This window comes from Streptomyces sp. NPDC058576 (assembly GCF_042718715.1).
Taxonomy (GTDB): domain Bacteria; phylum Actinomycetota; class Actinomycetes; order Streptomycetales; family Streptomycetaceae; genus Streptomyces.
In genome coordinates, this window is sequence record NZ_JBHXPF010000027.1 from 23,331 (window position 1) to 43,097 (window position 19,767).

Sequence of the window (19,767 nt, forward strand, 5' to 3'; positions counted from 1 at the left end):
CCGTGCTGTCGTGGTCGCGCGATGTGGGCTCTGCCATCCTGCGGTGGATTTCGGCCTTGGACGCGTCCGGCGAGAGCTAGAGGGCCAGTCCCTGCGCCTTGGTCTTGACCGACCCGGCGGCGATCCGGTGCTTGTCGGCGAAGAGAGCGTCCAGGCCCTGCTCGGCCACCTGTGCCGGATCGTCCTTGACCTGCTGGCCGACCGTGGTGTCGTCCATGCCCGCGCGGTGGAAGATGTCCGTCTCGGTGGGGCCGGGCATCAGTGCGGTGATCGAGACTCCGGTGTCCTTGAGCTCGTTCTGCAAAGCCTGCGTGAAGGACTGCAGGAACGACTTGGACGCGTTGTACACCGCCTGGTAGGAGCCGGGCATCATCGCCGCGATGGAGGAGCTGATGAGCACGTAGCCGGCGTCGATGGCCACCATGTCCTGCAGCACGCGCTTGGCGAAGTGCACGGTGGACCGGACATTGAGGTCGACGACCTCCAGCTCGTCGGCAAGCATGTTGTCGTGGAACGCCCCGCCGCATCCGACGCCCGCGTTCAGCGCCGCGACAGCCACCGGCTGCCCCACCGCGGCCACCACCGCGTACAAGCGCTCGACTTCGTCATAGGCGCGCAGGTCCGCCTGGACGACCTCCACCTGTGCGCCCGCCTCGCGAAACCGCTGCGCCGCTGCGTACAGACGGTCATGATCTTCGGCGTTCACGACGAGGTCGAAGCCGCGCTTCGCGAGCTGCCGCGCGAGCTCGAAGCCGATCCCGCTCGACGCACCGGTGACCACGGCCAAAGGCTTGATATCAGACATAGGGCACTTCCTACCTCTATAGCCCGGTTCTCGCATCGTCAGGAGGGCAACTGCGGCACGACTGCTTGCCAGTTCGTCTCTGCCGAGCCTTATTGATCTCGACTACGAGAGAAGCCGTACCCGAAGCCCAATGTCTACTGCGGCCAAGACAGTTTTTCGCTTGCCTGACGCAGAGGAAGTCGAGTGTTGCGCGGTAAGGGAGGCGGGGGCGGGGCAGATGGAGATTCCCGGGTAGGTCGGCGGTGCAGCGGCGAGCCGAGGAGACCAGGGTAAACCTGACGAACACGGTGTGCGTCGACGCTACCGCCATCCGCCCCACGCCCACCGTCGCCGGTGCGCGCGAGAGGACCCGGAGCTTCCTCGACAGCCTCCGGAAGCCGGCCGTCGCCCCGGAAGCGGCCGGCTCCGTGGTCTTGGTCGTCTCCGAACTCGTCACTAACGCCCTTCGCCACGGAGGCGGAACCTACACCCTCCGACTGGGCGTCCACCCCGATCTCATCGAGGTGGCCGTCGACGACGCCAGCTCACGGGTCCCGTGCCTGCGCACCCCCGACCAGAGCGGTGCCACCGGCGGCTGGCGCATGGTCACCCGTCTCGCACGCACCACCGCGGTGATCCACCGCCCTTCCGGCGGCAAGACCGTCAGCGCCTTCCTCGCCCAGTAGGTCACCACGCCGGATTCCTGCTCGGCCCACCGTCGCCTCGTCCGGGCTATTCGCCGTCCGGGGAGGAGGAGCGGGAGGCCTGGTAGGACTCCCAGTCCGCACGCCCTCCGCTACCGAGGACTTGAGCGGGAAGGTGCATCGTGTCGCTGGGAAGTTCTTGTAGTTCGCGCCGGGTGATTCGGGCGACGAGTGCGGGGAACAGCGGGCGCAGGGGTTGGCACCAGCGGAGCCAGGGTGGGGCGTAGGTGTGCGGCGCGCGGTGGGTGATGCCCCGGGTGAGCCACTGGGCGACCTGGCCGGAGGTGTGGACGCGGCGGGCGGGGCGGGGCTGGTTACGCCGCAGTGCCGCCAGGACGGGGTGGCCATCGATGCCGGTGAGCATGTCGGTGCCGGTCCAGTGCAGGTAGGCGATACCGACCTGGACCCCGTCAGGTTCGACCTCGCCGCGCAGCGCGAGGGCGAACGACTCCACCCCGGCCTTGGAGGCGCAGTAGGCGCTCATCATGGGCGCTGCGCCGAACGCGGCGGTCGAGGCGATCTGCAGGAAGTACCCCCGGGTGGCGGTGAGCTGAGGCAGAAACGCGCGGGCCGTGTTGGCGGAGCCGATGAGGTTCACGTCGATGACCCGTTGCCAGAGCTCGGCGGCGGTGCCCTTGAATGGGCCGCTCACCGCGATGCCGGCGTTGGCCACGACGACACTGGCGGGGCCGAGCTCCGCTTCTACCCGACGGGCGGCGCCCACGAGCGCCGCACAGTCGGTGACATCCGCCTCGATACAGATACTCGGACCTGGCAGACTCGCGGCGACCTCCTCCAGGGTCTTGCTCTCCCGTCCGAGCAGAGCCAGGTGCATCCCAGCATCCGAGAGGCTTCGTGCGAGGGCTTCACCGACACCGCGCGCGGCGCCAGTGACGACCGCAACGCGCCCGCACAGAGGAGAGCCGGGAGCACGGGGAGCTCGGTATCGGTAAAGGTTGGTGTCTCGCATCGCGTCTCCTCACTCCGAGCGAGTGCCGGTGCAAGCTGACCGGCCACCCGCAGCACCGTCGGCCCACGCACCGCTGACGCACCCCCTGTGCCCCCGGGCCAGGCCGGTATGCAGGAGTCTCTCGGACACCCTTCGCGGGCTGCGAGCAGGCGGCGCACCACAGGTCTGTTGCCCGTGACCGCGCTTCGCTCGCTCACGGACGCTGGGTGTTCCACTACCTGTCTACGACGCAGCGGTTCGGCTTGCGGCCGACGGTGACGGCAATCCTGCCGGCCCGAACGAGGGGCGCGGCAGCAATGCGCACCGTGCCGTTGCCGTCAGCACGGGAAGTCAGCCTGCGGCAGCGGACCGTCCAGCGCGTATGCCCGGTGACAGCCGCGCCGACCAAGTTTCTGGTTCAGCTCAGCAAGCGCAGGACGGCCTTCTCCACGGGACCTTGCGTGGCCAGCGGCCCCTTCCGGCCGCGGGCGCCGAGATCCGGGAGTGCGGCTTCGATGGTCACCCCTTCGTCGAACAGCTCGAACAGCCTCGGGTTGATGTAGGAGGCGCGGCACACGGCCGGTGTGTTGCCGAGGTAGTTGGCTACTTCCCGCACTGCACGTGAAGCCGCGCGCTTGCGGGCTGCCTTCGAGTTCTTTGACGCTTCTGCGGAGACGGCGAGCGCGACGGCGGCTAGCACTGTCGCGTGCCAGGTGCGGAAGTCCTTCGTCGTGATGGAGTGGCCGGACAGGGTGTGCAGGTGCTCGTTGAGGTCGCTGCCCTCCACCTGGTGCCAGCGCCGCTCTTCCCAGTACTCGATCAGCCGGTCGGTGCCGCCCTGTCGCCTCAGTAGAGCCCGTACGACGGTGAAGGATTCGTCGTCGACCAGTTCCCTGCAGTACTGCCGCCCGCTCTTGGCCGGGTAGTCGAAGCCGATCTCCCCGCTGCGGCAGGTGACCTGGTCCCGGCGCACCGTGGTCAGCCCGTACGAGTCGTTCGTGCGTGTGTACTGCTTATCGCCTACGCGGAAGAAGCCGAGGTCCAGCAGCCGCACCCCCAGTGCCAGTACCCTCTCGCGGGTGAGCCCCCGGCCGCCGAGGTCCCGTGCCACCCGCCGCCTGACCGCGGGCAGTGCGGCCGCCACCTCCAGCACCCGGTCGTGCTTCGCCTGTTCCTGCTGCGCCCTGAACTGTGGGTGATAGAGATACTGACGGCGTCCCGCGTCGTCCGTGCCCACCGCTTGCACGTGGCCGTTGGGCCAAGGGCAGATCCATACCTCCCGCCATGCCGGAGGAATGACCAGTTCCCTGACCCTGCGGCGCTCCGGCTCATCGGTGATCCGGAGATCATCGGCATCGACGAAGCGGAAGCCGCGCCCCTGCTTGATACGCCGGTATCCGGGCTCCGACGGGTGACTGGTACGCAGTCGCATAGATCCTCTTCGGGGCCTCATACGTGACCATCGCAGCCTCCCCTCATCCCGCGATGCGGCAGAGCGCGGCCTGGGCGGCTGCCGGGCACCGGTCCGTCGGCCCGTCGGTCCGGGCTCACCAGGCCCAGTCGGCGAAAGACTGCGACGGTCCCATGGCGGGATCCCCGGTCGGAACCGGCGTCGCCCCGGTGAAGGAGACCCGTCAGGGCTGGCGGCGGGCGTGATCGGCGGCCTCGCCCGCAGCGCTGCTCTCCGAGGTGGCACCGCGGGTGCTGAGCGTGCCACCGCTGGACTCGAGATGGGCGCGGACGAACCACTGGAAGAGTTCCAGACCGCGCAGTTGCTCGGTGAGCATGTCCTGGGTCACCGGGTCGAGCGTTTCGGTGGCTTGCATCACCTCGCGGTGGTCCTCGATCACAGCCGTGTAGACGAGATCGAGGGCGCCAAGGTGCTCAATGGCCTCGGCACGACCGATCGAGTAGTCGTCCCAGGTGCGCTTGTCGACCAGGGAGCCAGGGGTGCCCTTGGGTTCACCGCCGAGGGTAGAAATACGTTCGGCGAGGTCGTCCGTCATGGAACGCACCTGCTCGACCTGCGGGTCGATCATCTCGTGCACGGCGATGAAATGCGGGCCGACCACGTTCCAGTGCACGTGCTTCAAGGTGAGGTGCAGGTCGTTGAGCGCGTGCGGACGCATCTGCAGTTCGACGATGATTTTGGTGCTGTCCTGAGTGCTCATTCCCGGCACGGTGTACGGGATCTGGGAACTTTCTGATGGCACGGTGATACCCCTCAGTTGGTTATGTGCGGGTCCTCTCAGAAGAACAGAATGGTTCATTTCTCGCCTGTCGGTGGCGTCGTGACCACAGGTCGTGGGAAGTACGGATTCCTTCTACGGAAGCGAAAGGTGAAGTCGCGAGCGCAGGCGCGAAGTGAACGACGAAGGTGTATGCCCGGGCGCTCACCCACCGGCTGGTCACGACGGCCTCGGAGCCGCCGAATGCTCGGGGGAGCGGGGTGGCGTCGGGACCGGACCAGGCGGCGTAGCGTCCGCGGTCGAGCGTGATGTGCGGCTTCCAGCGCTCGGTGACGTGTAGGGGTTAACAACGGCTAACACAATGACGCGGATCGGCGCTGTTGACCGTGTCCGCGTCAGGAGTTGGGCGTTGTCCGGGCATCGGGACTTCGCCGTGGATCGTGTCAGATGACCTGTGGGAGCGAATTGAGCCCCTGCTGCCGCGCAAGAAGCGTCGGTTTCGGCACCCTGGACGCAAGTCGCTGCCCGACCGGCAGGTGTTGTGCGGCATCCTCTTCGTGCTGCACACCGGCATCCAGTGGGAGTACCTGCCAAAGGAGTTGGGCTTCGGGTCGGGCATGACGTGCTGGCGGAGGTTGCGGGACTGGAACGAGGCCGGCGTCTGGCAGCAGCTGCATGAAGTGCTGCTGGCCGAGCTCAACGCGGCGGCCCGTCTCGACTGGTCGCGTGCGGTGGTCGATTCCAGCCACGTGCGAGCCGTAAAAGGGGGAGCCAGACGGGACCGAGTCCGGTCGATCGTGGCCGAACCGGATCGAAACACCACCTGATCACCGACGGACACGGCACACCGTTCGCCGTGATCCTCACCGGCGGCAACCGCAACGACGTCACCCAGCTCCTGCCGCTGATCGACGCCATCCCACCTATCAGGGGCCGGGTCGGGCATCCGCGACGTAGGCCGGACTCACTCTTCGCCGACCGCGGGTACGACCACGACATCTACCGCGACCAGGTCCGGCAACGCCGCATCGTCCCGGCAATCGCCCGCCGCGGCACCCTCCACGGCACCGGACTGGGCAAATACCGCTGGGTCGTCGAACGCAGCTTCGCCTGGCTCCACGGCTTCAAACGCCTCCGCATCCGCTGGGAACGCCGAGCAGACATCCACGAAGCCTTCCTCAAACTCGCCTGCTGCCTCATCACCCATCGACAGATCGACTCACTGCGAAGGCCGATGCCGGCCCGTGAGACCAATCTGGCTACTTCCAGACGGTGAAGTAGTTCTCGACAGGCATAGTGATCTTGAAAACCATCCCGTACTCGCGTCGCAGATCCGCCACGCTGGTCAAGGCAGGCTCGTTGAGGCAACGTCGCACCGGCGGATCATGGGGGCTGCATGGGCGTGGCTCTTCAATCAGCTGACCTGTGTTCCCACTGCGCACCTGGTCCCAGCTGAGGGTGAGAGTGGTGCCGCCGGAAAAGTGTGTTGGTTCCCCGGTTCCTGGTCCTTGCGGGTCGCCTGCTTTCCCGCGGTAGTAGTCGACGACTGCGCGCGCGTAGTGGAACTCATGGTTGAAGGGGATGGGAGGTCCCGTACGGTCTCCTGCGCTGAGCACTCCGTCGATGGTGTCGGCCATCCGGCGGGGATCTGCCCCAAAGTAGGCAGCAACGGACATCATGCATTTGATCTTGTACCTGTCGGAGCCTGTCGGGAGGAACAGCTCCTTCGCGCTCCCGCCAACACACACATCTTCCAGAACAACCAGCCCCAGCGTGAGCGGCGTTTCGGCGTCCCAGACGGCGATGACGTCCCGGCTGGCCAACTCCACCTCCTGCCGCGCCTTCAGGGCTTCTGGGCTGCCAGCCAGTTTGCGCACGGTCTTCTCGCTGGTCGCGCGCCCGCACGCTGCGAGAACAAGCACCAAGACGATAGTGAAAGGTAAGTCGATCACGCGGCGTATCCAGGGTCTCCGCTGTCGGCTCAGAGTCGGCGAACCGGGCCAGGTCGCAGCGATGGTAGCCAGAAGAACAGCCAGGACGAGTATCACGATCCAGAAGGTGGTCGTCATGACGGCCATGATTCGCTAGCTGCACGGACCGCTGCTACCCGTACAGATACTCATAGAGCCCAACGTCGAGGGACCGGACACTCATCTCCTACCTGGAGCGACAGCAACGTCACCTCATTCTGTTAGGCGCTGTAAGCCGTCCGCACGCTGCAGCGTTCGCCACACCGTCTCCTCCAGACCCGGCAGCTCGGTTTCGGGCAGCACCTTGACCTTGCTGGCGAACCGCACCGTGCCGCCCCGTTGCAAGGGCACGGGCAAGCAGGACGGCGAGGGGCTGATTCAACCTCACACGCACCTCCGCCGGCCCGTGCTCAACCGTGGCGAGGGCGAGGTACGGGCGATCGCCAGATGCCGATGTGCGGCCTGGCTCGACAGCCGGCGTCCAGCAGTCGGCACCACATGTCGCCGACGGCCCGCTCGGTTCTCTCATCCGGCAGCAGCTCAGCACTGTGCATCTGACCAGCGTACGGCCGCTCATGCCGCGCCTTTCGAGGTGATGCTGACCGTCCGGGTCGGCATGCGGGCCGCCGTCGTGCATGCAAGGCGGACTTCACCCGTTCGGCCCTCCCGTTCAAGGTGAGTGACTGGTCGTAGCACATCGGCTACGGGCCCCGCGCAGCGCCTATCCGGTGCGCAGCACATGACGAAACGTCGAGCGAGGGCCACTTTTTCTGCGGTTGCACCGATCAGTGGTCGCGCGAAATCTGAGTCGCGTCGTGCGGCGAATCCTCTGCCGCATGGAGAAGGCTTCTTTGGACCGCGCAGGACCGTTGCCCGTGCCCGTCGCCTGGTGCTCGGAGCTGGGTCGTGTCCCGTGGGCCGGACGAACGGAGAGAAGTGATGCACGGAGCGACCAAGGAACAATCCGCCCGGCACGAGAGCTCGGAGACTCCGACGGGCCGGCTTGGTGCCGCCATCGTCGGCCTGGGCGGAGCCGTCGCGACCACAGCCGTGGCGGGAGTGGAGTTGCTCAAGCTGGGCATCAGCGGCCGGGACGGCCTGCCGTTGGCCTCGCGTACGGATCTGGTGCCCTACGAGGAGCTGGTGTTCGGCGGCTGGGACCTCTCGGCCGACGACCTGGCCAAGGCCGCGCACCTGCACGGCGTTCTGGAACCGGCGCAGATCGAAGCTGCCGCGCCCAGGCTGCAGCAGCTGAAGCCGTGGCCGGCGGTGGCGGACAGGGAGTACTGCCGGGGGGTGACCGGCGCCAACGTCGTGCCCATCGACAGCCTGCGCGAGCGCACGGAACGTATCCGGGAGGACCTGCGGCGGTTCCGGGACGAACAGGGACTGGACGAGGTGGTCGTGGTCAATCTCGCCTCGACCGAACGCCTGCCCGATCCCGCCTCGCCTGCTCTCGCCTCGACCGAGGCGTTCGAGGCGGCGCTGGACACCGGCGACGAGGCGATCACTCCCGCGATGCTCTACGCCTACGCGGCACTCCGCGAGGGCATGCCCTACCTCAACTTCACCCCCAGCAGCGGGGCCGACGTTCCCGCTCTCATGCGCATGGCCGAGGAGCAGGGCGTCCCGATCGCCGGCAAGGACGGCAAGACCGGGCAGACCATGGTGAAGACCGTCCTCGCCCCCGCGCTGCGATCACGTGCGCTGCGGGTCGAGGGGTGGTACTCCACGAACCTGCTCGGCAACCGCGACGGACGGGCCTTGGAGGACCCCGACTCGATGGCCAGCAAGATGGCCACCAAGGAGTCGGTGCTGGACGAGGTGCTCGGCTACCCGGTGGAGGACCACCAGGTGCGCATCGAGTTCTACCGGCCGCGCGGTGACGAGAAGGAAGCGTGGGACAACATCGACCTCGTGGGCTTCCTCGGCCGCCGTATGCAAATGAAGATCGACTTCCTGTGCCGGGACTCCGTCCTGGCCGCGCCGCTGGTGCTGGAGCTGATCCGGTTGCTGGCCGAGGCACGGCGCCGCGGTGAGAGCGGAGTGCAGGAGCAGTTCGGGTTCTTCTTCAAGGCCCCGATGACCTCGGACGGCAGCGTTCCCGAGCACGCCCTGCACATCCAGGAACAGACTCTTCTGGACTGGCTGGACGACGCGGGCCGGGCCGTGACGAACGGGCGGTCGTGACGCAGGCTCCTCCCCACCCCGCGCGGCGGGACGGGGAAGTGCCGCGCGGGGCCCTGCGGGCGGTCGTTCCGCTGTTGCGCGAGATCGGCGACCTCAAGCGAGTGCGTACGGCCGGCAGCGGCGCCTCGATGGCCGAACGAGCGTTCTGCCGCTCATGGGCGCAGCTGGTGCGGCACGAGGAGCCCGACCGGGTTGCCGTGCGCGAGTGCGCCGCCGCCGTTGCCGGTGCGCGTCTGGCGGGGATCGACGGCCAGGTCCTGCGACGGTGCGGGTTGAGCGCCGGTGAGGCGGTGGCTGTGCTGGAACGGTCGGTCGCCCAGCACGCGGGCCTCGTCGACCCGGTGACCGCCGGCCTCCTTGCTGAAGCCCTGCCGGATCTGGTGCAGGGCACTGACGAGGACCGTGCCCCGGGATTCGCGTCGGCGCTCTGCACCCAGCCCCGGGCGGGCGCCACCTGCCCGGGCAGACCACGGCTGATGGCGGAGCCGCCCGAAAGCCACGGCGACCACTGCTGGGCGGTGGCTGTCTACGGAGTTCTGCTGGCCGATGCGTTCGGCGCCGCTCCTGGCGACGTCTTCCTTCTCGGCCTGGCCCACCACCTGCACAACACCGTCCTGCCCGACGCGGGTTTCGCCGGAGAACAACTCCTGGGCCAACACCTGCCCGCCGTTCTCTCGGCGCTGACCCGGCAGCAACTCGACGGCCTGCCCGAAACCCTCGCAGCGCGCGTGGCCTCGTTGCTCGCACTGCGCGATGGAGCCGACGCACCGGCCGCACGCGCCTTCCACGCCGCTGACGTCCTCGACCGCGTCCTTCAGGTTCGCCACCACGCGCGGGCCGCCGCTTTCACCGCCGAACAAGCCCTGGAAGACCTGGACCTGGTTCACCCCTCGCCGGTGTCCGGCTTTCACCGGGCCGTACTGGACGCGGTGGAGACGAAATGAGCCGTACGGCCCGTCACGCGGCGGCCGGAGGCGCGGCGGCCGGCTCTGCGGCTGCCGAAGACCGGACGGTCGCGGAGGCGACGTCGCAGGGCCGGGCCACCACTCTGGTCAGCCCCGGCAACGGGGCCCCGCTGCGTTCTTGCGGACCGGGGTTGCTGTCTGACGGTGAACGACGCTGGCCCGTCGTGGCGGGCATTCCCTGGCTGCGCACCGGCCGCGAGGAACTGCGCGAGCAGGCGGTACGTCGTATCGAGGCGGGCGATCCGGACGGTGCCGCTTCTGTTCTGCTCGCCGACAGCGACGACTGGTGGGACGGTCCGGCCCCCACCCCCGAGGCGTTGCGCGCCGTTCTGACGGCGCGGACCCTGCGCGAGGCGGTGACGCTGCTGGGTATGGGCAGGGTCGGCGCGTATTTCCTGCACCGGTGGAGCGATCCGACCTGGCTGGCTGTGCTCGCTCTGACCGCACGGCATTCCCCAGGTGTCTTGCCGGTACTCGAACTGGCCTGCGGGACGGGACATCTGCTGAGGGAACTGCGGCTGCGCGGGCACCGGGACGTGACCGGGATCGACGTGGTCTTCGCCAAGCTGTGGCTGGCCCGTCGCTTCGTCGTCCCGCAAGCACGGCTGGTATGCGCCGACGTCACCGCTCCTTGGCCGCTGCAACCTCCAGGCACGCCGGCGTACGTGGCGTGCCACGACGCGCTGTACTTTCTGCCGCACAAGGAGGAAATGGTGGGCCGCGCACTGTCGTACGCCGCCGGCGGCGGGGTCGTGCTGGGCCACTGCCACAACGCCCTCGTTCCCGGGCCGGTGTCCGGCCTGCCGCTGGATCCGGCCGGATGGTCTGCCCTCCTGCCAGGGGCGGTCTGCTACGACGACGCCGACCTCACCCGTGCCGCACTGGCAGGGACCCGCCCACGTGCTCGCACGCCGGAGGCGCTGACCGATTGCGAAGCCATGGCCGTGGTCAGCGTCCCGTCTCCGCCCCCCGGGTACGGCCCGCTGTCCGTGGACCGGCCCGTGGCCGGCCGGCCTCTGCGCCGCAACCCGCTTTACAGCGGCGGCTCGCTGCGCTGGCCGGGGGAACGCTGGCGAGCGGAGTACGAAGCCGCCGCCCGCGCCTTTCTGCCCGACCGTGTCGATCTCTCTCCTACCGTGCTCACCGATGCCCGGGCCGGGCGGCTGACGCCGGAGGTTGTCGACCTGGCCCGCCGCCGGGTGCTCCTGGACCTTCCGGAGGGATGGTGAATACGGGACACGGAGCCGCCGCCGTGTGCCGGTGGGCGATCGCGGGATGCGGATGGGTCGCCCGGGATCACTTCCTGCCCGGACTCCTGGCGGCCGCCGACGGAACAGCCGGCGTGGTGCCGCGTCTGGTCGCCGTGACCGACGCCGATCCCGCAGCCGCCGCACGGCTTGCCGGCCGGGCGCCCGGTGCCGTGACAGCCGCCGGCCTCGCCTCCCTGCTGGCCGAACACCGGCCCGACGCGGTGTACGTAGCGACGCCCAATCACGCCCACCTCCCGGTGGCCGCGGCGGCCGCGGCTGCGGGGGTCGCCGTGCTGTGCGAGAAGCCGCTGGCCGCCGACCTCACCGATGCGGAGCGCCTGGTCGCCGCATGCCACGAGGCGGGCATCCTGGCGGCCACCGCCTACGACCAGCGTTTCCATCCGGGCCACCGCGCGGGGAGGGAGGTGGTGTCCTCCGGCGCTCTGGGAACCGTGACGGCGGTGCGGATCACCTACTGCTGCTGGCTGCCACCCGCCTGGTCGCCGGACGGACGCCCCTACGACAACTGGCGCACCGATCCGGTGCGGGCGGGCGGCGGTGCCGCCCTCGATCTCGCGCCGCACGGCCTGGACCTGGTGGGAGTCCTGCTGGGAGGGGATGACGTGGCCGAACTGACGGCACTGGTGCAACACCAGGTGCACCCCTACGCGGTCGACGACGGTGCTGTACTGGCCGGCCGCACCGGTGGCGGGGTCCTCGTCTCCCTCCACGTCGCCTACAACACCCCGGACACGCTGCCCCGCCGCCGATTGGAGGTCATCGGCACGCTCGGCCAGCTGACCGCCGTCGACACACTCGGCCAGGACGCCGGGGGAGAGCTTTGGTTCACCGGCGTGGACAGCGCGCGCCGCGTGCCCGTGCCGTTCGACACCGCGGCGTCCCCCTTCGCCGTCCAGGTCAGGGAGTTCTCCGAAGCCGCGGTCGCCGTGCGCGACGGCCAGGCGGTGCAGGCCGCCTGGCCGTGGCCGCTCACTCGGGATCTGGCCCTGCACCGGTTGCTGCTGGACGCCCTGCCCCGCACCACCCGCCGGCCCGCCGCTCCGCCGATGCCGGTCCCGTCCACCGTCGAGGAAGGCTGACGATGACCCTGACGATGTACGCCTGCGCCAACTGCGGCCACTGGCAGCGCTGGTTCGCCACCCCACCCGCCTGCCCGGTCTGCTGCGACGTGCGCAACGCGCTGCCCGAGGAGGGCTGGAGCTTCCCCGACGAGAAGGCCGTCGAAGCCCTGCTGGTCGCGGACTGGCACCGCCCCGTCCCCGGCGTCACCGGATTTCGCACCCTGCCCTCCTTCGGCCTGGGTTCGACGGGCTGGCTGATCGAGGCCGAGGGCGGCAACGTCGCCTGGGAGGGCGCTCCCTACTATCCGCCGGACGCCCTGGCCGAGATCGAGCGGCTCGGTGGGATCGGCCGGCTCGGCGCCAGCCATGTCCACGGCTACGGGGCCCTGTGGCAGCTGCAGGACCGCTTCGCCCCGCCGGTCGTGGCCGTCGGCGTGCGGGATCTGGTGTGGACGAAGGCGTTCCAGGTCACCTGGCCGGTGGACGAGCGCTTCGAGCTGGCGCCCGGCCTGACCGTGCACCGTACCGGCGGACACTTCCCCGGTCACTGCGTGCTGCACGACGAGCGCCGCAAGATCCTCTTCTGCGGCGACGCCCTGAAGGTCGACCTGGACGGCGCCGTGCCCCGCGCCCTGTCCTGCCACAAGGCCTACCACGCCCAAATCCCGCTCTCCCACGACGAAGTGCGCCACTACCGGTCGGTGATCGGCGCGCTGGACTTCGAAGCGGTCGCCACGCCCTTCGAGTTCGCCGCCCCCGTGACCACCGCGGACGTCCTGCGCCTCTTCGACCACCAGCTGACCGGCCGGCCTGACACGGCCCCTCTCCTCCTGGGAGCCGACCGGTGAGCGCCGCCGACGAGCACCCGGTGGTCAGCGCCTACCGGGACGCGATGGCCCCCGGCGAGCAGCAGCACTTCGACATCAGCACCGGGGACCGCACCGGTCTCCCGGTCGTCTCGGCCGACCACGCCGACGCCGCAGGCGTCCTCAAGAACTCCTGCGGATACGGAGCGGACCTCACCCAGGCCCGTATCGGTGCCTACGGCGAACTCGCCGAGGAGGTGCTTTTGGCACGGCACCTCGCCCGAACCGAGCGCAGTCGCGCCTCCTACACGGAACTGGTCCGTGCCCGCGGCCGGGACCGGGTCGCCGACCCCGTAGGCCTCGTGCTGCCGGCCGGTGCGGACTACGCCCCCGAGCGTCCGCTGGACTGGGTGCCCGCCCGTCGGTACCGCACCGGCGAAGAGGTCATGGTGCCCGCCGAGTTCGTCGCCTCCAGCGCGGCGGACCTGCCCGGCGGCCCCCCGCCCGGCGGCTGGCTGACCACTCCGGTCTGCAACGGCCTGGGAGCCGGCGACTCCCCGGAGCGGGCTCTGTCCCACGCGCTGCTGGAGATCCTCCAGCGCGACGGCAACGCCACCGCCCACCGCGCCATGGACCAAGGCGTGGTCATCGACCTGGACGACGTGGGTGACCCGGTCACCCGCCACATCCTGGACCGGCTCCGGAACGTCGGCATCCAGGTTCTGCCCAAGCTCGCCTCCACCCAGTTCGGCCTCGCCGACATCCATGTCGTCGGCACGGACGACACCTCGCAGGAGGCGGAGAGCGCGGCGTTGGCGCTCACCGCGTGCGGCGAGGCCGCACACCCCGACCGCGAAACGGCGCTGCGCAAGGCGCTGACGGAGTACGTCTCGTCCCGCGCGCGGAAGGTGTTCTCGCACAGCCCGCTGGAGACGGTCGCCCGGATCGCCCCGCCCGGGTACCTGGAGCGTGAGCTGTCCGTTCCGATGAAGTCCCAGGAACCGGCGGCACTGGCGGCGATGAGGACCTGGAGCACCCTGGACGCCCCGCGCCTACGCGAGCTGCTGGAGCCCACTGTGCTGTCCCGCCGCTCCACCATCGCCTTCTCCGCCCTGCCCACCGTGTCCGCCGGATCGCTCGACGCCCCCCGCGACCTTTTGGAAGACCTGCTGGGACGCCTTCGAGATTTCGATGTCCTGGTGGTCGACGCGAGCGCTCAAGGGGCCCATACCGTCAAGGTGCTCGTCCCCGGCATGGAGGTAGAGACCATGTCGTACGCGCGGATCGGCGAACGCGGCGTACGCAGGCTCCAGGAGCGTGAGCACCCCCTGGCCGGGGTGGGCCCCCTCCCTCACCGCGGAGCACGGCCGGTGCACCTCACGGCTGAAGCACGCGAACGGCTGGGCGGACCCGCCTGGTTCGACATCGACCACGCACGCAGGACAGTCGGTGCGCTGTACCCCCTGTACCGCGAACCCGACCGGCACACGCTGGCCCGCACTGACGCAGGAGCGACGAGATGACACCCACCGACCACCAGCTGCGCTACGCCTACAACACCAACGGCATGAGCTCACATCGCCTGGACGACGCGCTGGCGCTGCTGGCCGACACCGGCTACGACGGGGTCGCGCTCACCGTGGACGTGGCCCACCACGACCCGTTCGCACCGGACCTGGCCGCCCGCACGGCGGCGTTGGCCCGCCGCCTGGACCGCCTCGGTCTGGGCAGCACCGTCGAGACGGGCGCACGATTCCTGCTGGACCCCCGGCACAAGCACGAGCCGACCCTGGTCACCGCGGACCCGGCGGGCCGGGCCCGCCGGGTGGCCTTCCTGCGCCGGTGCGTGGACATCGCCGCCGACCTGGGCAGCGAAGCCGTCTCGTTCTGGGCGGGCGTCCCCGCGAAGGGCACGGACACCTCACCCGGAGGGACGGCATGGAGCCACCTGGTGGAGGGAGTGCGGAACGTGACGGCGTACGCGGCCGAGCGGGGCGTGGCGGCGGCGTTCGAACCGGAACCGGGGATGCTCGTAGAGGACTGCGCCGACTGGCTGCGGCTCTCGGCCCTGGTTCCCGGCTTGCGGCTGGCCCTGGACACCGGACACTGCCTGGTCACCGGCGACCTGACCCCCGAAGAGGCGGTGGTGCGGCACGCAGGGGATCTCGGCGCGGTCGCCGTGGAGGACATGCCCTCGGGGCGACATGAACACCGCGCGCCGGGCGAGGGCGACATGGACCTGCCCGCAGTCCTCGGAGCGCTGTCCGCCGTGCGGTACGGCGGACTGGTGAGCCTGGAACTGTCCCGTGACTCCCACCGCGCAGACACCCTTGTGCGCTCCGCGCTCGCAGCACTTCAGGACGCCGAACGCATGGGAAGCGTCGGGTGCCTGGCCCCCTCGATCTCCACCTCCACCGGTGTACCGGAGGTGACGCGATGAGGATCTGCTTCGTCTCACGACGCTACTGGCCGGCCGTCTCGGGCATGAGCGCCTACGCGGAGAACCTGCTGCGCGCGCTCACCGGTGCAGGCCATGACGTCACCCTGGTGTCCCAGTACCGTGGCGACCAGCAAGGCCGCTCCGTCTACGGCGGCGGCCCTCCTCCACCCGAGCGGATTCCCGACGGCGTAACGCTGGTAGCCCTGGAGTCTCTGGGAGAGCAGGCCGTCGGGGCCGGGCTGCCCGCCGATTTCGAGGCGGATGTGGCCACCCTGCGCGACACGATCGCCGGCCTGCACGCCGACGAGCCCTTGGACCTGCTGCACGCTCAGTACGGCTATCCGACAGGGCTGGCCGTACTCGAAGCCTCCGAACAACTCGGGATCCCGGCTGTCGTCTCCATCCAGGGCGGCGACGGCCACTGGATCGGCACCTGCTGCACCACCCACCGCAGGGCGATCCGCCGGGTTCTTGAGGAAGCACCGGCCCTGCTGATCGGCTCCCCCTCCTTCAGAGCCGACGTCGCGGCCCGCCACCAAGTGCCGGCCGAGCGCTTCACCGTGATCTCCGGAGCCACCGACACCGACCTCTTCCACCCCACGACCGAACGGCAGATCGGAACCCTCAGCGACCCCCCGGTGCTCCTCTACCACGGCCGGATCGACGCCCGTAAAGGCGTCATGGACTTGCTGGAAGCCGCACGGCTCCTTCGCGCGGGAGGAAGGCGGATGCGGCTGCTGGTCTCCGGCACCGGCCCCGACCTGAACCTGCTGACCCAGCGGGCACTTCAACCCGACCTGGCCGATACAGTCCAGGTCCTCGGCCCCACGTCCTACCATGACGCTCCGGCCGTCTACCGGAGAGGGGACATCTTCGTCAGCCCCACCTGGGCCGAGGGCTTCTCCAACACCATCCTGGAAGCGATGGCCACCGGGCTCCCCGTTGTCTCCACCGACGTGGTCGGAGTCAGAGACTGCGTACGTGACGGCCTTAACGGGCTCCTGGTTCCACCGCACGACCCCGAATCCCTGGCCGAAGCCGTCGCCCGGATGCTCGAAGACGCACCACTACGCCAGCGCCTGGCACACGAGGCACTTCGACAAGTAGCGGACGAATGGTCCTGGCCCGTGGCCGCCGCCCGCATCTGCACCGTGTACGACGAAGTCCGTGCCGCATGGCCGACGAGAACAACGCCCAAAAGACCTACGGCCGACTCGTCTCCAGAACCCGCCACGGACTTCTCCTGCCGGTTCCGTCGCGAACCTCACCTGCTGTGACCGCTCCAGGCGTTCGCACCGCTCTCGCCATCAGCCCGCACCTCGACGACGCGGTCTTCTCCGCAGGAGGCGTATTGGCACTGCTGGCCCGAAGGGGCTGGCACGTACGAGTCGTCACCTGCTTCACCGCGTCGGTCGACGACCCCTGCCCCTTCGCGCTGTCCACCCAGCTCGACAAGGGGCTCTCGGCCGACGTCGACTACATGGCACTTCGCCGCGCCGAAGACCACGCCGCCCAGGAGAAGCTGGGCCTGCTCGCCCCGATCCACCTGCCATTGCCCGAGGCCCCTCACCGCGGGTACAACAGCCCCCGCGAACTCTTCATGCCACCGCACCGCGACGACAGAGCCGCTGCCGAGCTGCCACGTCTGCTCCGCCGGCATCTGCAGTTCGCAGACCTTGTCCTTGCCCCTCAGGCGATCGGTAACCATCTCGACCACGTGATCACCGCTCAGGCGGTCGCCGCCGAGGCCCCGCCCTCACGGACCGTCTGGTGGCGCGACATGCCCTACGCAGCACACGCACCGAACCCGGACTCCGGATCTTCACGCGGCGAGCGCAGCGAAACAAGCGAAGTGACCTGCGACATCGGGGCTGTTCTGGCGGACAAGGCCGCTGCTGCACAGTGCTACACGACTCAGCTCGGATTCCAGTTCGGCGGCCCTGACCGAGCCACCGAGAAACTGTCCTCAGCGGCCCGCTCCGAGGCCATCCGAACCCGGGCGCTGCACGCCTACGTCGAGGTAGTGCGCGCCGGACCTCACGCCCGTCGACTGCTCGAGGAGTCCAAGCGGCTCGAAGCAGATCACAAGGAGAGGCAACCTGGGGTGGACTGTTGATCCGTGGGCAGGGTCGTCGTCCGGGCAGCGCCGAGAACAGCTCGCTCGCACGTGGTCCTTTGGCTTTTCTCGCCGACTTGCCTTCTCCGCCTTCACCCAACGGAAAGAGGCTCTGCTCTCCGTGCCCAGTCCGTGGTCCCTCGCGGCACAGGGTGCACGCATAGGCCGAGTGGTGGATCCTGGACGTGTGCGCCGGAGCGGTCCTCTGGCAAATGCTCTTCGCCTCGGCGACTTGCGGGCGTGCCGAGGCGTCTCCGGGGAAGCCCATGCGGCCGTTCGCAGGCCGAGGTACGCGGATTGCCGGAGGAAACGGAAAATCCTTCCAGCGACTCTCCCTTCCGCATCAGTATTTGAGGGCGCGCAAAGAATGGAGAACACTGTGCCGAGCAATGACGATCTGAGTAAGGGTGACAAGGTCTCCTGGAAAAGTCACGGCCATACCGTCACCGGAAAGATCAAGAAGAAGATCGCCGGCCGAGCCGAGGCGGCCGGGCGCACCGTAGAGGCCTCCAAGGAAAAGCCTCAGTACGAGGTGAAGAGCGATAAGTCTGGCCGCGACGCGGTGCATAAGCCCAGTGCTCTGCGCAGAAAGGACAGGAACTCGTGACCCCCAGCAACGCAACGTCGACCGGGACCACTGGCGGAAGAAGTTCCGTGACAGAGTTTCTACCTCCCGCCGAGTTGGAGAGCTGGCTGGAGACGAAATATTCGAAGAAGGCTGGGCAGAGCAACGGAGGTGATAGCGTCGGCAGCGCCTCGGAGAGACGGGTCGTCGACCTCCTGTGAACGAAAAAAGACGACCTCAGCGGTGACGACCTCGCTTACATGCGCAAAGTCGTCGGCTACGTGAACGGTCATTCCGAACAGCGTCCGAGCGGTGACACTGAGAGCAGGCGTTGGCGCTACTTCCTGATGAACCGGGGAAGCGACCCCTTGAAATGATCCGGCCCGAGGCTGGACCCTCGGTCATGGCTGGCTGTACCGGCGAACACTCTGCGCCGGTGCGGCCGCCTTCAACCCGGGGGCAGTTCCGGCGGGCGGTCGCCTTCCTCCTGAAACTTTGCAAGTCCCCTCGATCGCCGCATCCCGCCAGCCGACGAAGCTGCATCGGCATCCTCACTGCTCGCATCGCGCGCTTATCGACCCCGCCGCCGCGCCCGACCGCAGATGCCGGCCGTATTCGGCGCACCTCAGCCGGCGTCCGGCTGGTCGGCGGGCGACTCGTCGTGCTCACCCCCGAGGCCCGGTACTGAAGCCGCATCTGCCCCAAGCCGCTTGGTCCTCGAAATGCGCGCTGCTGACCGGCACCCCGTCCCTGACGGCATCTTGCTGGGACCGAATCAGCCCTCTGATGTCGTCGCCCACCATGCTCAGGCAGAGCCCCGTACCTACACACAGATCGGGCGGCCGAGGTCGGCGAGCAGGCCGTCAGGGAGGCCTGAGCGTCCCCCCGCTGAGTGGTGGCGGCAGCGTGGCCTAGGACAGGATTCTGCAGTTTCAGTGCGCAACCAGCCTCACTCCGCTTTGTCAACAGCAGCTGGTGAAGCTGCTCGGTGTACTCGGTCCCGACCGCACGGACGGCTTCGGCAACCTCTTCCGCGAACACCAAGGGACGACCTCAGCGGCGTGCCACACCTGCGGACCGTGATGGGTGTAGTCACATGTGCTGGACAGCGGGGAGCTTGCCTGTTTCGCCTTCATGACGGCAGGTGCGTGCCCCGGTGCCATTGCGGCCTGCGCAGAGCGCGAATCGAGTGAGGAGCGCCATGACGCCGGAGAGTTGGTCGCCCGTTTCCGGTACGGCACGCTGCGTCGCCTGTGGATCTGACCGGACCAGCGCTTCGAGACCGAACTGGCTGTGCGGCGCCTGCGGCACGACGTTCTCGCCGCGGACCTGCCCGGCCTGCCACTGCCGTCGCGTTTCGCGCTGCACAGCGCAGTCACCGGTACCGTTCTCACACCGCGAAGGCCAACTCCCCGCCCACCACGTAGCCCTCATCGCCCCCCTCTTCGACGGAGACTGGTGCGCCCTCGACCCCACCCCGGCTGCCCTGGCGTGACCGACCAGTGAACTCGTCCCCTTCTGCAGATCGTTCCGTCCAAGACGGACACTGAGCGGCTCCTGCTGGTCAGCCCCGAGCTCGCCGACGTCCTCAGCGCGATCATCTGCCGAGTCCGGAACACCACCGGCGCCGTTTCCCTGGTCCCCTCCTACGACCGCGGCGAATGCGTGTGGCAGGAGCCCGCCCCACTGCTGTTCCAACGGCGCATCTGCGGAGCTGTTCCAACGGCGCATCTGCGGAGAGGACCGGGCGTTCACCG

At 68.9% G+C, this 19,767-nt stretch carries 17 protein-coding genes and 2 pseudogenes; 13 read left to right on the forward strand and 6 right to left on the reverse strand.

All coding sequences use genetic code 11. The annotated features are described in order from the left end of the window. Window positions 1-76: 76 nt before the first annotated feature. On the reverse strand, window positions 77-781 hold the full coding sequence (locus ACFWRV_RS20000; RefSeq protein WP_384336315.1) for an SDR family NAD(P)-dependent oxidoreductase: 705 nt from the start codon (window positions 779-781) through the stop codon (window positions 77-79). A 311-nt stretch (window positions 782-1,092) separates the two neighbouring features. On the opposite strand from ACFWRV_RS20000, the gene ACFWRV_RS20005 reads away from it, so the two are divergent. Continuing rightward, window positions 1,093-1,470, forward strand: coding sequence for an ATP-binding protein (locus tag ACFWRV_RS20005; RefSeq protein WP_384336317.1), 378 nt, complete (start codon window positions 1,093-1,095; stop codon window positions 1,468-1,470). 46 nt (window positions 1,471-1,516) lie between these two features. Here the strand turns inward: ACFWRV_RS20005 and ACFWRV_RS20010 are convergent, their stop codons facing one another. The 3 genes from ACFWRV_RS20010 to ACFWRV_RS20020 form a co-directional block, all read right to left on the reverse strand. Beyond that, entirely contained in the window at window positions 1,517-2,458 is a 942-nt protein-coding gene (locus tag ACFWRV_RS20010; RefSeq protein ID WP_384336319.1) for an SDR family oxidoreductase, read from the reverse strand. Between the two features lie 397 nt (window positions 2,459-2,855). Beyond that, window positions 2,856-3,869, reverse strand: coding sequence for a DNA topoisomerase IB (locus ACFWRV_RS20015; protein WP_384336321.1), 1,014 nt, complete (start codon window positions 3,867-3,869; stop codon window positions 2,856-2,858). Between the two features lie 202 nt (window positions 3,870-4,071). Continuing rightward, window positions 4,072-4,608, reverse strand: a complete 537-nt coding sequence (locus ACFWRV_RS20020) for a Dps family protein (protein WP_384336323.1) — start codon at window positions 4,606-4,608, stop codon at window positions 4,072-4,074. Between the two features lie 420 nt (window positions 4,609-5,028). On the opposite strand from ACFWRV_RS20020, the pseudogene ACFWRV_RS20025 reads away from it, so the two are divergent. Continuing rightward, window positions 5,029-5,902: pseudogene (locus ACFWRV_RS20025) on the forward strand (IS5 family transposase). Here ACFWRV_RS20025 and ACFWRV_RS20030 read toward each other — a convergent pair. Then, a complete protein-coding gene (locus tag ACFWRV_RS20030; protein WP_384336325.1) occupies window positions 5,886-6,695 on the reverse strand; it encodes a hypothetical protein in 810 nt (269 codons plus the stop codon). The pseudogene ACFWRV_RS20025 and the gene ACFWRV_RS20030 overlap by 17 nt on opposite strands. Before the next feature lie 840 nt (window positions 6,696-7,535). Between ACFWRV_RS20030 and ACFWRV_RS20035 the strand changes: the two genes are divergently transcribed. The 11 genes and pseudogenes from ACFWRV_RS20035 (at window position 7,536) to ACFWRV_RS20085 (ending at window position 18,387) form a co-directional block, all read left to right on the forward strand. After that, window positions 7,536-8,786: an inositol-3-phosphate synthase gene (locus ACFWRV_RS20035; RefSeq protein ID WP_384336327.1), complete on the forward strand. Its 1,251-nt coding sequence runs from the start codon at window positions 7,536-7,538 to the stop codon at window positions 8,784-8,786. Window positions 8,787-8,860: 74 nt separating this feature from the next. Further along, a complete protein-coding gene (locus tag ACFWRV_RS20040; RefSeq protein ID WP_384336329.1) occupies window positions 8,861-9,730 on the forward strand; it encodes a hypothetical protein in 870 nt (289 codons plus the stop codon). A gap of 185 nt (window positions 9,731-9,915) precedes the next feature. Next, on the forward strand, window positions 9,916-10,980 hold the full coding sequence (locus ACFWRV_RS20045; protein ID WP_384336331.1) for a class I SAM-dependent methyltransferase: 1,065 nt from the start codon (window positions 9,916-9,918) through the stop codon (window positions 10,978-10,980). Next, window positions 10,974-12,101 carry a Gfo/Idh/MocA family protein gene (locus ACFWRV_RS20050; RefSeq protein ID WP_384336333.1) on the forward strand — a complete coding sequence of 376 codons (1,128 nt, stop codon included), beginning with the start codon at window positions 10,974-10,976 and terminating at the stop codon, window positions 12,099-12,101. The genes ACFWRV_RS20045 and ACFWRV_RS20050 overlap by 7 nt, the downstream gene beginning before the upstream one ends. A 2-nt stretch (window positions 12,102-12,103) precedes the next feature. Further along, window positions 12,104-12,931, forward strand: coding sequence for an MBL fold metallo-hydrolase (locus ACFWRV_RS20055; protein ID WP_384336335.1), 828 nt, complete (start codon window positions 12,104-12,106; stop codon window positions 12,929-12,931). Continuing rightward, window positions 12,928-14,412 (forward strand): YcaO-like family protein, encoded by a 1,485-nt coding sequence (locus tag ACFWRV_RS20060; RefSeq protein WP_384336337.1) that lies wholly within the window; start codon window positions 12,928-12,930, stop codon window positions 14,410-14,412. Before ACFWRV_RS20055 ends, ACFWRV_RS20060 begins: the two co-directional genes overlap by 4 nt. Beyond that, window positions 14,409-15,329: a sugar phosphate isomerase/epimerase family protein gene (locus ACFWRV_RS20065; RefSeq protein ID WP_384336339.1), complete on the forward strand. Its 921-nt coding sequence runs from the start codon at window positions 14,409-14,411 to the stop codon at window positions 15,327-15,329. The genes ACFWRV_RS20060 and ACFWRV_RS20065 overlap by 4 nt, the downstream gene beginning before the upstream one ends. Beyond that, the gene (locus tag ACFWRV_RS20070; RefSeq protein WP_384336341.1) at window positions 15,326-16,606 is read left to right on the forward strand and encodes a glycosyltransferase family 4 protein; all 1,281 of its coding nucleotides are present in this window, start codon (window positions 15,326-15,328) and stop codon (window positions 16,604-16,606) included. Before ACFWRV_RS20065 ends, ACFWRV_RS20070 begins: the two co-directional genes overlap by 4 nt. Beyond that, window positions 16,603-17,445, forward strand: a complete 843-nt coding sequence (locus tag ACFWRV_RS20075; RefSeq protein WP_384336343.1) for a PIG-L deacetylase family protein — start codon at window positions 16,603-16,605, stop codon at window positions 17,443-17,445. The genes ACFWRV_RS20070 and ACFWRV_RS20075 overlap by 4 nt, the downstream gene beginning before the upstream one ends. A 379-nt stretch (window positions 17,446-17,824) precedes the next feature. Then, window positions 17,825-18,052 carry a DUF2945 domain-containing protein gene (locus ACFWRV_RS20080; protein ID WP_384336345.1) on the forward strand — a complete coding sequence of 76 codons (228 nt, stop codon included), beginning with the start codon at window positions 17,825-17,827 and terminating at the stop codon, window positions 18,050-18,052. A gap of 47 nt (window positions 18,053-18,099) precedes the next feature. Continuing rightward, window positions 18,100-18,387, forward strand: a pseudogene (locus tag ACFWRV_RS20085) (DUF3140 domain-containing protein). 715 nt (window positions 18,388-19,102) lie between these two features. Here the strand turns inward: ACFWRV_RS20085 and ACFWRV_RS20090 are convergent. Next, complete coding sequence (locus tag ACFWRV_RS20090; RefSeq protein ID WP_384336347.1) at window positions 19,103-19,378, reverse strand: hypothetical protein; 276 nt, start codon at window positions 19,376-19,378, stop codon at window positions 19,103-19,105. Window positions 19,379-19,767: the final 389 nt, after the last annotated feature.